This window comes from Mesorhizobium sp. M1E.F.Ca.ET.041.01.1.1, from assembly GCF_003997355.1.
In the GTDB taxonomy this organism is placed as follows: Bacteria; Pseudomonadota; Alphaproteobacteria; order Rhizobiales; family Rhizobiaceae; genus Mesorhizobium.
The window spans coordinates 1-13,349 of sequence record NZ_RZSL01000121.1 but is presented as its reverse complement, the minus strand read 5'-3'; the positions used below and the strand labels follow the sequence as shown (position 1 = coordinate 13,349).

Below are 13,349 nucleotides of genomic sequence, written 5' to 3'. Positions count from 1 at the left end.
TTCCCAGGCTTGCGCTTGGCGCGCGAGGCCGAGGACAGGAGGATCGTCGACTGGGTGAGCGGCATGACCGACAAGGCGTTCACTGGACGTTTTTCTTATATGACGACCGACATGCGCACCGTCTCGCAGCGGCTGGCGCCGGCGCTCAGCCATCTTTTCAACCACCAGACCCACCATCGCGGCCAGGCGCATATGTGCCTCACCGTGCTCGGCAGGCCCTCGGTGCGCTCGACCTGATGCTGTTCCAGCGCTCCGAGGAAGGCCGCGCCTACGCCTGATTGCTTGTTAACCAAGCTTGCATTGAAGCTAATATATTAGGACTTCGTTTGCGCTCGCGCTCCACAATAGGCCAGTCGCAGTGGGAGCAATGACATGCGCATCGATTTGTCCCCCACGAGTTGGGGCAGGGTAGCGCTGGTCACCATCGCCGGCACGGCCTTCTTCATTGCCGCGGCCTTCTTTGTCGATTCCTTCAACTTTCCCTCGCTGTCGCCGGACGCGCTGCTCTGGGCAGAGCTCACCGACCTGTTCCTGCCGCTCGTCCTTGGCGGCTCCTTCCTGTTCTTCCTGATGTGGAAGATGCGCCAGTTGGCGATCGCCCAGAAAGAGCTCAGCATCGTCGCCGCGACCGACAGCCTGACGGCCGTCTTCAACCGCGGCGCCTTCTCGATGCTGGTGGAAGCCTATCTCGAGCAGGCGCGCGGCCATGCCGTCGCCGATACCGGCGCGCTGCTGATCGTGGACGCCGATCATTTCAAGTCGATCAACGACCGTCTCGGCCACGATTGCGGCGATCAGGCGCTGAAGCTGATCGCCAGGACGATCCAGGGCCAGCTTCACGGCGCCGACATCGTCGGGCGCATAGGCGGCGAGGAATTTGCGGTCTTTCTTCCTGGCGCCGATGCGACGCGCTCCTTCCTGGTCGCGGAATCGATCAGGCTGGGCATCCGCGAGGCCGGGTTCGCACCCGGCGGGCAGCCATGGCCGCTCTCGGTCAGCATCGGCGGCGTCGCCTTCAACGGACCCACCACCTATCACCACATGTTCCAGGTCGCCGACAGGCATCTCTACAAGGCAAAGTCGAACGGGCGTGACCAGGTAAGCTTCGAAAGCCCGCGCAACGTGTTGTTGGACGACGTCTCCAGCACGTTCCATTGATAGGTTGCGCGAAAACATCCGCCTCTTAGCCGCACGTTCGCAAACCTGCACCGGCAAGGCGAATGCTCTGTGCGATGTTTCACGCAAGGGACCGTTCTGTGAGCTGCTTCACGCAGCGATATGTTCTATGCGATGTTTCACGCAGCGCCGAAAAAGTTTCGTGGAATCTGGCCGGGGCAGCGGCATGCATGCCGGAAGGCTGGGTTGAACGAGAAAAACCCGCCCGAGAAAATCATCTCAGGTGGGTCTGGCGGGCCCTCCATCGGGCCGTGCGGGGCCTGCCAATATCAGGCGGCGAAGCCACTATGGGCGCGCGCGACTGGCTTCACCGAGACGATCGGCTGGTCGGACGGCCACAGGATGCCGGCCGTCACCGCGAAGGTGACCAGCGCGTCGCGCGCCGATTCGGCGGAAATTTCTCCGGCCCGTGCGGCTTCGCAGGCCTTCACCGCCGCGCCATAGCTCAGCCGACGCCGTGACGGCGGGAATTCGGTCAGGAACACGTGCATGTCGGACAGCGAGGCTATCATGCGTTTGTGGCCGGCGCCGACACTGAGCGCGACCGGGGCGAAGGACATCCTGTCGTACATTTAGACCTCTCGGATTGGGCAGAGGATGGCGGGCTGCCACCCTCGGTCTTGGGGTAGGACGCCACACAACGCGCCTTGCGGCGCGAGGTTCCACGTTCGGGGATCTTTTCGCGCCTGCCCGCCAGAGCTATTGGCCGGCGCCGGCGGTGATTGCCACTTCCGGTGGAAGTTGCGGAACCTGGTAGTGCGCCGACAACACCAGCAAGAGGATCGCGATCCCTGCGATCAGCGCCGCGGCGATGTTGACGAAAAGTTGGCCCGCCAGTTCACCGAGCCGCTGCCGCCAACTCATCGTCGATGGAATCAAGCGCATTTTCCACCTGTTTTCATGGGAGGCTCGAGGCCTGCGTCACGCGTCGACCACAGCATCCCGAGCTAGTCCCTCCAACCTCTGTGGAGGCCGCAGCTCCAGACTCTCTTCACGACCCAGTGGTGGTGATGCCAGCGTTTGTGCACCCTGACCATGCAGTCGCGATTGTGGCCGTAGCGATATCCGCCTCGCATCTCATATCGGCCTCTGTAGCGCCAATCGTCGCGCATCTCGTATCGGTCTCTGTAGCGCCACTCGTCGCGCATGTGATGGCGGCGCCAGTAGTAATCGTCATCGTATCTGCCCATGCCGTCGTCGGTGGTTATGGTCAGGCTTACTGCCTGTGTCGGAACCGTCATTGGCGCCAAGCTAGCCACGCCCATCATGGCGGCGAGAATGAGATTCTTCATAACTGCCTCCTTGCATTAGATTTTACTAACGAAAATCCGTTGCCGGGTGAAAAGTTCCATGGAGAGGCCGCAAACCGCCCGCGAGCGGCTTGGCGAGTTGGGGTGGAGTGCCGGTCGGCGATGCTTGGGGCGGACGCTATTTCCACATGCCGCGCATGCGCGCGCCGAGTGTCCTAAGCACAGCATTGCTGCCTCCAGGACAATCAATTTCTTCGAATTAATGGAGCAGGTAGCGAATCAGAACCGGTAGTTCAGGCCAACACGCGCAATATGGAGAGCATGATCGATTTGCGCGGTTGTTCCGGCGGGGAAAGCATTGGCACTAACGTCAAATGACTGCTTGCCGAAGTCGGCATAGAGATACTCAGTTTTCACGCTCAAGTTCGCGGTCAGCGCGTACTCGACACCGCCGCCGATCGCGAAGCCGATCTTGGTTTCGCTGTTGGAAATGGTTCCGTAGCCCGGATTGCTATAGAGTTCAGCGCTCTTGAATTTGGCGAAGGCCGCGCCACCGGTCGCATAAACGAGTGCAGGGCCGAAGGTATAGCCTGCGCGGACGCGAGCGGTCGCCAGCCAGTCTATGCTTGTGCTCAAGCGATCGAAATACGCCACGTTCTGCTGCTGTGAATCATGGGCGCTCATTAAATCGAAGTCTCCTTCAGCGCCCAGAACGACACTACCCGCCTGATAGTTATAACCGATAGTGCCGCCGCCGATAAAACCATCTAGCGTCAGCTTGTTGAATACATTTGGTGCAACAAAGCTGCCATTCGCGTGAACGATGTGTGCGCTGTCCCTTGCACTGAACCCATAACCGGCGTTCGCGCCAAGGTAAAATCCGCTCCACGTGGCAGGCAAATCCGCTGCTGTGGCAGACGCGGACGCCGAGATCATCGCGATTACCGCGATGGAGGTGTTGAGGAATAGGGAACGTCGCATAAGGCCACCCGGTTGTTGAGAACAGGCGCGAAGCTACCGGGAGCGTTGCGGGAAAGCTTGGAGCCGACGCGACTAGGCTTGGACTGGGCACGACTATCCCTGCTTTTGCTGTCCACGTTGCAGGTTTGCGACATTGCGGCCGGTGGACCTGGAATCAACTACACGACGAGGAAGAGCGGCGCGCTCGTAGCGACAATACCGCGAGTGAGCCGCCACGGCCTATCGGGCCCCTTCGTTCGTCGTCCAGATCAAGTGCAAATAATCTCGGTCTCAAGGTGGCAAGGTAGAGTTACTTCCACATGCCGCGCATGCGCGCGCCGAGATCGACCTTGACCTGGGGTTGGGTCCGCGGATCGTTCGCCATGCGCGCGCTCGCCCACGACGTCTGCTCGAAGGCTGAAAGCATCGAGGCCGGGATGAAGCGGGTGCGCGAGGCATAGATGTGGCGGTCGCCGCGCACCGGCTGGTTGTGCGGATAAAAGCGCTGCGGCACCACCAGATGCAGGCTGTCCTTCGCCCGCGTCATCGCCACATAGAGCAGCCGGCGCTCCTCCTCGATGTCCTCCTTGGTGCCGACGCCGAGATCGGCCGGGATGCAGCCGTCGACGGTGTTGAGCACGAAGACGTTCTTCCACTCCTGGCCCTTGGCCGAATGGATGGTCGACAGGATCAGATAATCCTCGTCGCGATGCGGCGGTCCGGCCTGGTCGCTGGTGGCATCCGGCGGGTCGAGCGTGAGCTCAGTGAGGAAGCGCTCGCGCGAGGGGTAGCCGGACGCGATCTGCTCGAGCTGCAACAGGTCGGCCCGGCGGGTGATCGCATCCTCATGGATGCGTTCCATATGCGGCTCGTACCACAGCCTGATCCGTTCGAGGTCGGCCGGCCATTTGGGACCGGCCCGCAGCCCGCTGTAGATGTCGAGGAAGGCCGGCCAGTCCTCTGCCGCGCGCTGAGGCGGCCGGAAGCGGGCAAGGCCCATCGTCTCGTCCAGCGAGGTGGCCATCGCCTCGACGATCTGCGAGGCGGCGGAAGGGCCGATGCCCGGCATAAGCTGCAGCACGCGGAAGCCGGCGACGCGGTCGCGCGGGTTTTCGGCGAAGCGCAGCATCGCCAGTATGTCCTTCACGTGCGCGGCGTCGAGGAATTTCAGCCCGCCGAATTTCACGAAGGGGATGTTGCGGCGCGTGAGTTCCACCTCCAGCGGTCCGCTGTGATGCGAGGCGCGGAAGAGCACCGCCTGCGCCTTCAGCGCCGTGCCGACCTCGCGCTCGTCAAGGATCGCCTGGCAGACATAATTGGCCTGCTCGGCCTCGTCGCGCACGCTCACCAGTTGCGGCTTGTGCGACGATCTGCGCTCGGTCCAGAGGTTCTTGGTGAAGCGCTCGCTCGCCTCGCCGATCACCGCGTTGGCGGCGGCAAGGATCGTCTCGGTCGAGCGGTAGTTGCGCTCCAGCATGACGATCTCGGCGCCTTGCGCGAACTGTTTCGGGAAATCGAGGATGTTGCGCACTTCCGCGGCGCGGAAGGAATAGATCGACTGCGCGTCGTCGCCCACCACGGTGAGCCCGGCGCCGTCCGGCTTTAGCGCGAGCAGGATCGAGGCCTGAAGCCGGTTGGTGTCCTGGTACTCGTCGACCAGCAGATGGTCGAAGCGGCTGCCGAGATGCGCCGCGATCGCCGGCTCGGCCGCCATCTGCGCCCAGTAGAGCAACAGGTCGTCGTAATCGAGCACGTTCTGCGCCTGCTTGGCCTCGACATAGGCCGCGAACAACTGCTTGAGCTGGTCCGCCCATGCGGCGCACCAGGGAAAGGCCGAGCCCAGCACTTCGCCGAGCGGCGTCTGCGCGTTGACCGCGCGCGAATAGATCTGCAGGCAGGTGCTTTTCGTAGGGAAGCGGCTTTCGGTTTTCGAGAATCCCAACTCATGCCGGGCGAGATTCATCAGGTCGGCCGAATCCTCGCGGTCGTGGATGGTGAAGGCCGGATCGAGGCCGATCTGCTCGGCATAGTCGCGGAGCAGCCTTGCGCCGATGCCATGGAAGGTGCCGGCCCAGGCGAGCGCGTCGGCGATGATCGCGGCGTCGCGGCCCAGCACCTCGCCGGCGATGCGCTCGACGCGCTTGGCCATCTCGGCCGCGGCACGGCGCGAGAACGTCATCAACAGGATGCGGCGCGGATCGGCACCTTTGACGATGAGATGCGCCACGCGATGCGCCAGCGTGTTGGTCTTGCCGGAGCCGGCGCCTGCGATCACCAAAAGAGGCGCGGCCACCTTGCCGTCGCCATGCACCACCGCCAGCCGCTGCGCGTCATTCAGCCGGGCGAGATAGGCGGGAGCTTCGAAGGACGAATCACGGGCGGCGATGTTCATCGCCCATCAAGCATCGTTTCCGCTTTGTTCGCAACGGGATTGAGGCGTCGAGTGCGTTCGCAGTTGGCGAAAGCCGCAGTGATGGCCCATCTCCCCCACAAGATGAGGAGATTGGCAGTAACTACCTTTTCGGCTCCACACCCATTGCCGCGGACTGGCGCCGCAGCGTCCGCCTTTCATCGCCTGGCATGTCCAACGGCGTGACGTCGCCTGGCACTTCCTCGATGATCCGCATTGTCACGCGATAGGCCGTGTAGGCAAACAGGCCGACAAGCAGCAGACGGATCATGACCATCTCCTTGTGCGGTTTGATCGGTTGGGAGTTCAACCGGGACTTGGGCGATTGGTTCCCATGGGCGAACGCAACCAAACCGCCACCGCTTCGTTTGCCCCTTGAAATGGGGCGAATGAGAGGAGGTCGTCATGATGAAGCTTCCTGTGCTGCTGGCTCTTGCGGCAGGGCTCGCGCTCGCCGCCTGCGACCACAGCGTGCCGCCCACCAAGGCGCCCGCCGACCAGAGCCCGCAGATCGACAAGAACCCGGTGCCCAAATCGACCACCGGCGGCGACCAGCAGGGCACGCAGCCGGCGCAGTGATGGCGGCAAAGCAGGTAGGCGATGTCTGCCACAGAAGAAGGCCGGCGCTGCTTGGGAGGAAGCTGAAAAGCGCCGGCCAAGCGGAAAAATCAGGCCCGCCGCAAAATAAATCATAGCTGAGTCTTGCCGCCAGGTCATGGGCAAGGCTTGGAAAGTCCTCTGGATATAAGTGAAATCCCGCCAGAAATTCCCGGTATTGTGTGAAATCTACAACAACAATCCTGAGATGCAGCCATGCGTCGTCATGGTTGAATCATCTGTATCTTACCGGTTGCTCAAATGCTCCGGCTTCAACCAACCGGTGAAGAGAAGCCTCCGCACTATCGAGAATTCGGCTCCAGGGCCTTAGGCATGGGCGCCCGCCTACGCCATCGCTACCCGCTTCACCGGCATGCCGGCGGTTTCGAGGTCCAATTGGCGCTGCGTCAGCGCCGCCTCGGCCATGATCCACTGCTTGAACAGCTCCACCTTGCGCGCGCCGAGCGCCTTGATCGGACTCACGAAATACCAACCGGCACTGTTGGGATGGTGGACCGCGAAAGGCGCCACGAGCCGTTCGGCGCGAATGTCGCTTGCCATATAGGCGCGGTTGGCGACGGCAAAGCCCATGCCGGCATTGGCCGCCTCGTAGGCCATCATGCAGGAATCGAAATAGATGCTCCTGGTCTCGCCGAGCACGAAGCTCGCGCCGGCAAAGCCCAGCCAGGACTGCCAGTTCTGGGTGCAGGTGTCGGAGTGGAGCAGGGTGAAGTGCCTGAGGTCCTCGGGCGTCACCTTGTACAGCGGCTTGTCGCCCAGCACGTCGTGGAACAGCTTGCGGCTGCACACCGGCGTCAGGTCCTCCTTGAACAGCAGCTCGGATTTGAGGCCGGGGAAATTGCCGTCGCCATAGCGGATCTCGAGGTCGTACTCGGAGGTCGAGAATTCGTGCGTCGCATAGGAGGTCGAGACCCGCATCTCGATATCGGGATACTGCCGCTGGAAGGTCGAAAGCCGTGGAAACAGCCAGCGCGCCGCGAATGTCGGCAAAACGCAGATCCTGAGCACATGCGCCTGCGACTGGCCGGTGGCCTCCATGCTGGCGGCGACGATCCGCTCCAGGGCCTCGCGCACCCGGGCCACATAGGTCTCGCCCTCCGGCGTCAGCGACACCGCATTTCCGCCGCGCTGGAAAATCTTGAAGCGCAGCTGATCCTCCAGGCTCTTGACCCGCTGACTGACAGCCGAGGCGGTGATGAACTGCTCCTCGCCGGCGCGCGTGAAGTTCTTGTGCCTCGCGGCGCTCTCCACGATTTTCAGCGAGTTTAAGTTGACCTGACTGAGCAGACGCACGGGGCCCGACCTTTAGCTGGGCTTAAAGTAGCACCAGCATTCCTAGATTTACAGGGGCGGGCGGCTTAATCGACTGTTTACCAAGTGTTGCCCCCATCTTGGAGAAGTAGAATGAACGCCCATACGATCCCCGAACTGCGCTATGCGATGAGCCGTGAAGCCATCATTGGTCATGATACGGCGTGGAAAGTGTCGAGCTTCGGCGTCGCCCAGTATCTGCACGGCTACGACCCCGCACTGCTTGCCGCGATCGAGGAGGCGGCGCTCAAGCTCAAGGCCAGCCATGCGATGCACAAGCATCTCGACCTCACCTTCATCACTGGTGCCGACCGTTACATCGCGGAGATCAAGGAGCTTTTGCATGACAAGCTGCGCCTGGAACGGCTGTCCGACATGATGGGCACCAAGCTTGAACCCTATCCACTGTCGATCGTCGGCTCGACCGTCACCTTCATGAACCCCAAGGACGGCGCCGTCGAATGGCACTGCGACGGCGTTCCGGTGACGGAGCTCATTCCGCTGTCGATCAGCGACCCTCTGATCGGCGGCCATCTTGAAATCTATTGCGACGATTCCGAGACTGGCCGCGCCATCCTCGAGTCCGGCCGCGACCTGCCGCGCAACAAGGTCATGCGCATCGACCACAAGATGAACTACGCCACGCTCGGTCAGTTCCTCGGCGTGCTCCATCGCACCGCGCCCATCCAACTCGGCTCGCGCGTCACCCTGGTTCTCAACCAGCGCTCGGTGACCAAGCCCTATGTCGACGACAACCGCATGTTCTACCTCGCCGCCGACAACGACCACGACCGCGCCTGGGTCAATGAGCTTGCCGACGATGTCTGGACGAACCAACTGCCTGCCTATCGCCGCCATGCGGAGGAGCATCCTGTGCCGAAGCCGGCCGTCGAGCCGGTTTCCGGCGGAGCCAGAGAGTCGTGGTAGTGGTGGATGATCCCGTCGAGCGCCAGGCGCCCTCAGCGTCGTTGAGCCTCGGGCCAGTCATGGCCGAAAGGCGGAAGAACCGCTCCGGCGCTGCTTCCTCGGCGGCGCTGGCCCTCGCCTTCGGCGCGGTGGCGCTCTGGGCGACCAACGCCCTGGTCGGCAAGACGCTGCTTGCAAGTCACCCGGTGTCCGAGGTGCAATTCCTGCAGTTCTGCGGCGCCGCGTTGGTTTTTGTGGTGATCAGGCTTATGAGCACTTCTCCTTCCCCCCTTGTGGGGGAAGGTGGATCGGCGCGCAGCGCCGAGACGGATGAGGGGTGTTCCAGCGAAGTGAGACCTCAGCGTTCCCTGGAACACCCCTCATCCGACCTCGCTTCGCGAGGCCACCTTCTCCCACAAGGGGAGAAGGGAAGGACCCCGCTCGCCGCCTACGCGGTCGGCTTCATTGGTCTGGTCGGCACCATGGTGCTGCAATACATCGCCTTCGCTTCGATGCCGGTCATCGAGGCCAATCTGGTCGCCTACACCTGGCCGTTGATGGTCGCCGCGGCGGTCATCGCGCTCGGCCGCCCGCGGCGACCGCTGCTGCTTGGGCTGACTGCCGCGCTCGGCTTCGTCGGCGTGGCGCTGGTGATCTCCGGCGGACGCGCGTCAGCCTGGTTCGAAGGCAGTCTCGTCGGCTATTGCGCCGCCTTTGGCTCGGCGCTTTGCATGGCCTTCTATTCGCTCGCCGTCGGCCGTCTTGCCCTGTCGCCGGATCGCCTTCTGCTGCCCTCGGCGCTGATCGGTTTCGCGCTGACCTTCGCCTGGTGTCTGCATGACGGCGCTGCAGACCTGAGCGGCACGCACCTCCTGCTCGGCCTCTATCTCGGCGCAGGGCCGATGGGATTCGGCTACTATTTCTGGTCGCGCGCGCTCAGCCTCGACCAGGGCGGCAGGCTCGCGGTCGTCGCCTATCTGACGCCGATCGCTTCCACGCTTTTGCTGGCGCTGTCGGGCGAAAGCCTGTCGCCGACGGCTATTGCCGGCGCCGTCCTCGTCATCGGCAGTTGCATTGCTGTCGGCATCGAACGTTCGGAGGCCTGAAGATCATGTCAGGAAGCATGCCAGGAACCATGCTTGACAACGACGAACGCCGCGCCCGGCAGGAGGCGCACTGGCTGATGAAGGAATTCGGCGCCGAGGCGCCGCTCTATGCCGCCATGAAGGCGGAGAAGGCCATCGAGCAGAGGGATTTCGGCCGCTGCGCGCGCTGGAAGCGTGTGCTGGAGATACTAGCCGACAACGGACCGGCGGATTTCAGGCGCGGAGCCGCCGTGAAATGAGCGACTCGCCGCGCCGAATCGGGCATGATCGGTCCTCCGGGCGCCTGTGCTGCTCGCCAGCGTCGGCCTTCATCCTGAATTTCGACTTTGCTGGAATTACTCGCATAAATTGAAGTGCTGTTGCGTCATTTACGCGCCCGTGCAGATTTTCGGCGCTGTCAATTGTTTGTTATAGGTATTAGAATTCCTAACTTGCGCGGTCGTAGCCCGCAGTGAAAACGTGCTTTTGGTATTGAGTCTCGTATATTTACTGACTCTGGACGGTCCGTTGGGGGACAGGTCCAATATGATACCTAGACCAAAGTCCTAAAAAACAGCTGGTCATTTGAGAGCCAGCAAAGGGTGAAAAAATTGTCCAATATCGATGACAAGACTGCAATCGAGCTGACCGCCGACATTGTCTCGGCCTATGTAGGCAACAATCCGCTTCCGGCTTCCGGCCTGCCTGATCTGATCGCCAGCGTCAGCGCCTCGGTGCGCAAGCTCGCCGGTGGCGCCGCCGTCAAGGAAAGCGCGCCGCTGACGCCGGCCGTCAATCCGAAGCGCTCGGTGTTCCCCGATCACATCGTCTGCCTCGAGGACGGCAAGAAGTTCAAGTCGCTGAAGCGGCACCTGTCGACCGACCATGGGCTGACGCCGGACGAATACCGCGCCAAATGGGGCCTGCCGGCAGACTATCCGATGGTAGCTCCCAGCTATTCGGCCACCCGCTCGGCCTTGGCCAAGTCTTCCGGCCTCGGCCGCAAGCCGGCCGCGGATTCCGGCAAGGGCAAGCGCAAGCCCAAGGCCTGAGGCCACCCGCTCATGCCCGCAACGGCCGACGCCATGCCGTCGGCCGACTGCTTGGGCTCGCTCGATGCACTGCGTCGCAGGGCGGCCAACCAGCTCTTCCGCCTGGTCGCCTTCAGTTGCGGGGCGGCTTACGCGCCTCGGCGCGGCGATCCTGCTCGGCCGCGAGGCTGTCCGCCTCGACAGCCGTCATCTCCAGAAAATAGACAAGCATCTGATAGCGCGTGCGCGAAAGCATCTTCGCCAGCCTTCGGGTGATCTCCGCGACATATCTCAGCATGCGCAGATCGTTGGCCGCCTCGCCCATCGGGAGCTCCTGACACAGTCAAGTTATTGTTGTTATTGTTGATTGTTATTGGCGCCTCGCGCGAATCACGACGCTTTCATAAGTTCGCAGGATTGCGGCAAAACTGAAATCGATCTTTCGCCAAGCATCGCGGCTGGATCAAAAGATTTGGCACTTTTTTTGGTGGTTTCGGCATCCATCGCGCTAATATAAGCCAAGGCGCGACTTCGGGTTGTTTTGGTTGACCGATTTGATCTTCCGCATGGGTTGGTCAGTGCCGCTGTTTTGGCGGCAGGCGGGCCTGGCCATACGGCCCGGCCCGCCGCGCCGCTCAGTTCTTGTAGGCGGAACAGAAGGCCGGCGGATTGTCGGCACCGATCATGGCGCAGCCTCGCTTGATCTCGTCGATCATCATGCTGCACGCGTTCTGTCCGTTGCAGGGCGGGTGTGTTGCCGGCGACACCTGAACGCATTGCGAGACATATTGGTCCGACTTCGCCTTGCCGGCGGATTGCACGCAAGGCCGCGTGTCGTTCCGGCTTGCCTTGGCAGGAGCGGCCGTCGCAGGCGCGGCGCCAGCCTTCGCAGGCGCGGCGCCAGGGGCAGCAGTCACAAGCTTGCTGCCGCCGTCGGTTTGCGGCACGCAGGAGAGGTCGCCTTCCGGACATTGCAACTGGTGCTGCAACTGCGTCAGCCGCGCCTGGGTCAATTCCGCCTTACAGGTTTCGACCAGGCTCGAATACACCGAGCCGTCGGCATAGGGCTGGGTGCGAAAGGCGCATTCCTTGTCGCGGAACGGGATCCAGGCGCGCTGCGCGTCGCGAAGGCGTTGCTGGTCGGCGGGAGCGAGGCGTCCCGACAGCCCCTTGTAGACGGCGTTGAGCGCGGTGTCGGCCGAGGCAGCGTCCTTGGCGGTGCAGGTGGCAAGCTCGGCCTGCGTCTTCGCCGCCGCGCAATCCGCTGCTGCCGCATGGGCCGCGGGCATGATGAGAAGCAGGGCAACGCCGGCGGCATGGAGCAATCGCTTCATAGGAGCACCTCACGATGAGAGTTCTACAAAGCCCGCCGCTGGAACCAGCATAGGTTGAGAACATGGCAGCGATCAACGTCAAACCGGTGACGTGGCAAGCAAAGTGTGACCGGCGATTGGCGAAAGCAGAGGAGCGCGCAATCTCCCCCCTTGAGGGGGAGATGGCCGCCAGGCCAGAGGTGGTCGCCGCGCGTGAAGCATCGACGCCCAGCGACGAGAGACGGCGCCGGCGATCAATGTGAGACGCCCCCTCTGTCGCCTTCGGCGACATCTCCCCCTCAGAGGGGGAGATCACCGGGTCGGCGCCTCGCTTACTGGAGCTGCAAAGTAGGCGATCCATCCGTATCGCCGGCGAACAGAACCACCTGCGTCGCCAGCGCGGCTGTCGTGGCGACCTGGAAGAAGATGAAGGCGAGGGCGAAATAACGGATCACGGGGCTCAAAACGCTCCGGCCGGCAACTGGTTCCAGTCCCATCGGGCTTTTCCCGAATGGTTCGCGGTCGCATGCAGCGACCCTCATCCAGGCCCTGGCTCTTGCGAACCGCCGATGTCCCGTGCAAAAGCCCGCCCATGCTTATCATCAACGACCTCTCGCTGCGCATGGCCGGGCGCCTGCTTCTCGATCATGCCTCGCTGACCTTGCCCGCCGGAACCAAGGCCGGCCTCGTCGGCCGCAACGGCACCGGCAAGACGACGCTGTTCAAGGCGATCACCGGCGATTTCCCCTCCGAAACCGGCTCGATCAGCCTGCCAAAGAACACCCGCATCGGCCAGGTGGCGCAGGAAGCGCCCGGCACCGAGGAGCCGCTGATCGAGATCGTGCTCAAGGCCGATGTCGAGCGCCAGGCGCTGCTCGAAGAGGAAAAGACCGCGACCGATCCGCACCGTATCGCCGAGATCCACACGCGGCTGGCCGACATCGACGCGCATTCGGCCGAATCCCGCGCCGCCACCATCCTGGCCGGCCTCGGCTTCGACGATGCCGCGCAGAAGCGTCCGGCCTCGTCCTTCTCGGGCGGCTGGCGCATGCGGGTGGCACTCGCCGCCGTGCTCTTCTCCGAGCCCGACCTTCTGCTGCTCGACGAGCCGACCAACTATCTCGACCTCGAAGGCACGCTGTGGCTGGAGAACTATGTCTCCAAATATCCGCACACGGTGCTGCTCATCTCGCACGACCGCGACCTGCTCAACCGCGCCGTCAACTCGATCGTCCATCTCGACCAGAAGAAGCTGACCTTCTGGTCGAGATGGACGATCGAGTTGACGG

17 protein-coding genes and 1 pseudogene are annotated in these 13,349 nt (G+C 62.8%); 8 read left to right on the top strand and 10 right to left on the bottom strand.

The genetic code is table 11. The features are described 5' to 3' along the window. A pseudogene (locus EOA38_RS12915) lies at nt 1-278 on the top strand (DinB family protein); the annotation flags it as partial. A 94-nt stretch (nt 279-372) separates the two neighbouring features. Beyond that, entirely contained in the window at nt 373-1,158 is a 786-nt protein-coding gene (locus EOA38_RS12910) for a GGDEF domain-containing protein (protein WP_127299379.1), read from the top strand. Between the two features lie 287 nt (nt 1,159-1,445). On the opposite strand, the gene EOA38_RS12905 is transcribed toward EOA38_RS12910, so the two are convergent. The 6 genes from EOA38_RS12905 to EOA38_RS39150 all read right to left on the bottom strand — a co-directional run bounded on the left by EOA38_RS12905 (nt 1,446) and on the right by EOA38_RS39150 (nt 6,067). Beyond that, the gene (locus tag EOA38_RS12905; protein WP_127299378.1) at nt 1,446-1,748 is read right to left on the bottom strand and encodes a DUF982 domain-containing protein; all 303 of its coding nucleotides are present in this window, start codon (nt 1,746-1,748) and stop codon (nt 1,446-1,448) included. Between the two features lie 127 nt (nt 1,749-1,875). Next, nucleotides 1,876-2,061, bottom strand: coding sequence for a hypothetical protein (locus EOA38_RS12900; RefSeq protein ID WP_127221874.1), 186 nt, complete (start codon nt 2,059-2,061; stop codon nt 1,876-1,878). 62 nt (nt 2,062-2,123) lie between these two features. Further along, a complete protein-coding gene (locus EOA38_RS12895) occupies nt 2,124-2,468 on the bottom strand; it encodes a hypothetical protein (protein ID WP_127299377.1) in 345 nt (114 codons plus the stop codon). A gap of 237 nt (nt 2,469-2,705) precedes the next feature. Further along, nucleotides 2,706-3,407 (bottom strand): outer membrane protein, encoded by a 702-nt coding sequence (locus tag EOA38_RS12890; RefSeq protein WP_127299376.1) that lies wholly within the window; start codon nt 3,405-3,407, stop codon nt 2,706-2,708. Nucleotides 3,408-3,696: 289 nt separating this feature from the next. After that, complete coding sequence (locus EOA38_RS12885; protein ID WP_127299375.1) at nt 3,697-5,778, bottom strand: ATP-dependent helicase; 2,082 nt, start codon at nt 5,776-5,778, stop codon at nt 3,697-3,699. 121 nt (nt 5,779-5,899) lie between these two features. Continuing rightward, a complete protein-coding gene (locus tag EOA38_RS39150; protein ID WP_189434640.1) occupies nt 5,900-6,067 on the bottom strand; it encodes a hypothetical protein in 168 nt (55 codons plus the stop codon). Nucleotides 6,068-6,201: 134 nt separating this feature from the next. On the opposite strand from EOA38_RS39150, the gene EOA38_RS39145 reads away from it, so the two are divergent. Further along, on the top strand, nt 6,202-6,375 hold the full coding sequence (locus EOA38_RS39145) for a hypothetical protein (RefSeq protein WP_189434638.1): 174 nt from the start codon (nt 6,202-6,204) through the stop codon (nt 6,373-6,375). 363 nt (nt 6,376-6,738) lie between these two features. Here the strand turns inward: EOA38_RS39145 and EOA38_RS12880 are convergent, their stop codons facing one another. Then, complete coding sequence (locus EOA38_RS12880; protein ID WP_127299374.1) at nt 6,739-7,707, bottom strand: LysR substrate-binding domain-containing protein; 969 nt, start codon at nt 7,705-7,707, stop codon at nt 6,739-6,741. Nucleotides 7,708-7,818: 111 nt separating this feature from the next. Between EOA38_RS12880 and EOA38_RS39140 the strand changes: the two genes are divergently transcribed. The 4 genes from EOA38_RS39140 to EOA38_RS12855 all read left to right on the top strand — a co-directional run bounded on the left by EOA38_RS39140 (nt 7,819) and on the right by EOA38_RS12855 (nt 10,768). Further along, nucleotides 7,819-8,652: a hypothetical protein gene (locus EOA38_RS39140; protein ID WP_189434636.1), complete on the top strand. Its 834-nt coding sequence runs from the start codon at nt 7,819-7,821 to the stop codon at nt 8,650-8,652. Between the two features lie 59 nt (nt 8,653-8,711). Beyond that, a complete protein-coding gene (locus EOA38_RS12865) occupies nt 8,712-9,737 on the top strand; it encodes a DMT family transporter (protein ID WP_127299373.1) in 1,026 nt (341 codons plus the stop codon). 29 nt (nt 9,738-9,766) lie between these two features. Beyond that, on the top strand, nt 9,767-9,976 hold the full coding sequence (locus EOA38_RS12860; RefSeq protein ID WP_127299372.1) for a hypothetical protein: 210 nt from the start codon (nt 9,767-9,769) through the stop codon (nt 9,974-9,976). Nucleotides 9,977-10,327: 351 nt separating this feature from the next. After that, on the top strand, nt 10,328-10,768 hold the full coding sequence (locus EOA38_RS12855; protein ID WP_126095462.1) for a MucR family transcriptional regulator: 441 nt from the start codon (nt 10,328-10,330) through the stop codon (nt 10,766-10,768). 112 nt (nt 10,769-10,880) lie between these two features. Here EOA38_RS12855 and EOA38_RS12850 read toward each other — a convergent pair whose 3' ends face one another. The 3 genes from EOA38_RS12850 to EOA38_RS39135 all read right to left on the bottom strand — a co-directional run bounded on the left by EOA38_RS12850 (nt 10,881) and on the right by EOA38_RS39135 (nt 12,557). After that, nucleotides 10,881-11,072 (bottom strand): hypothetical protein, encoded by a 192-nt coding sequence (locus tag EOA38_RS12850; RefSeq protein WP_127299371.1) that lies wholly within the window; start codon nt 11,070-11,072, stop codon nt 10,881-10,883. Nucleotides 11,073-11,382: 310 nt separating this feature from the next. Continuing rightward, nucleotides 11,383-12,081, bottom strand: a complete 699-nt coding sequence (locus EOA38_RS12845) for a lysozyme inhibitor LprI family protein (RefSeq protein WP_127299370.1) — start codon at nt 12,079-12,081, stop codon at nt 11,383-11,385. A 311-nt stretch (nt 12,082-12,392) separates the two neighbouring features. Beyond that, complete coding sequence (locus EOA38_RS39135; RefSeq protein ID WP_189350264.1) at nt 12,393-12,557, bottom strand: hypothetical protein; 165 nt, start codon at nt 12,555-12,557, stop codon at nt 12,393-12,395. A gap of 95 nt (nt 12,558-12,652) precedes the next feature. On the opposite strand from EOA38_RS39135, the gene EOA38_RS12840 reads away from it, so the two are divergent. Further along, a partial coding sequence (locus EOA38_RS12840; protein WP_145965954.1) for an ATP-binding cassette domain-containing protein occupies nt 12,653-13,349 on the top strand: 697 nt, incomplete at its 3' end.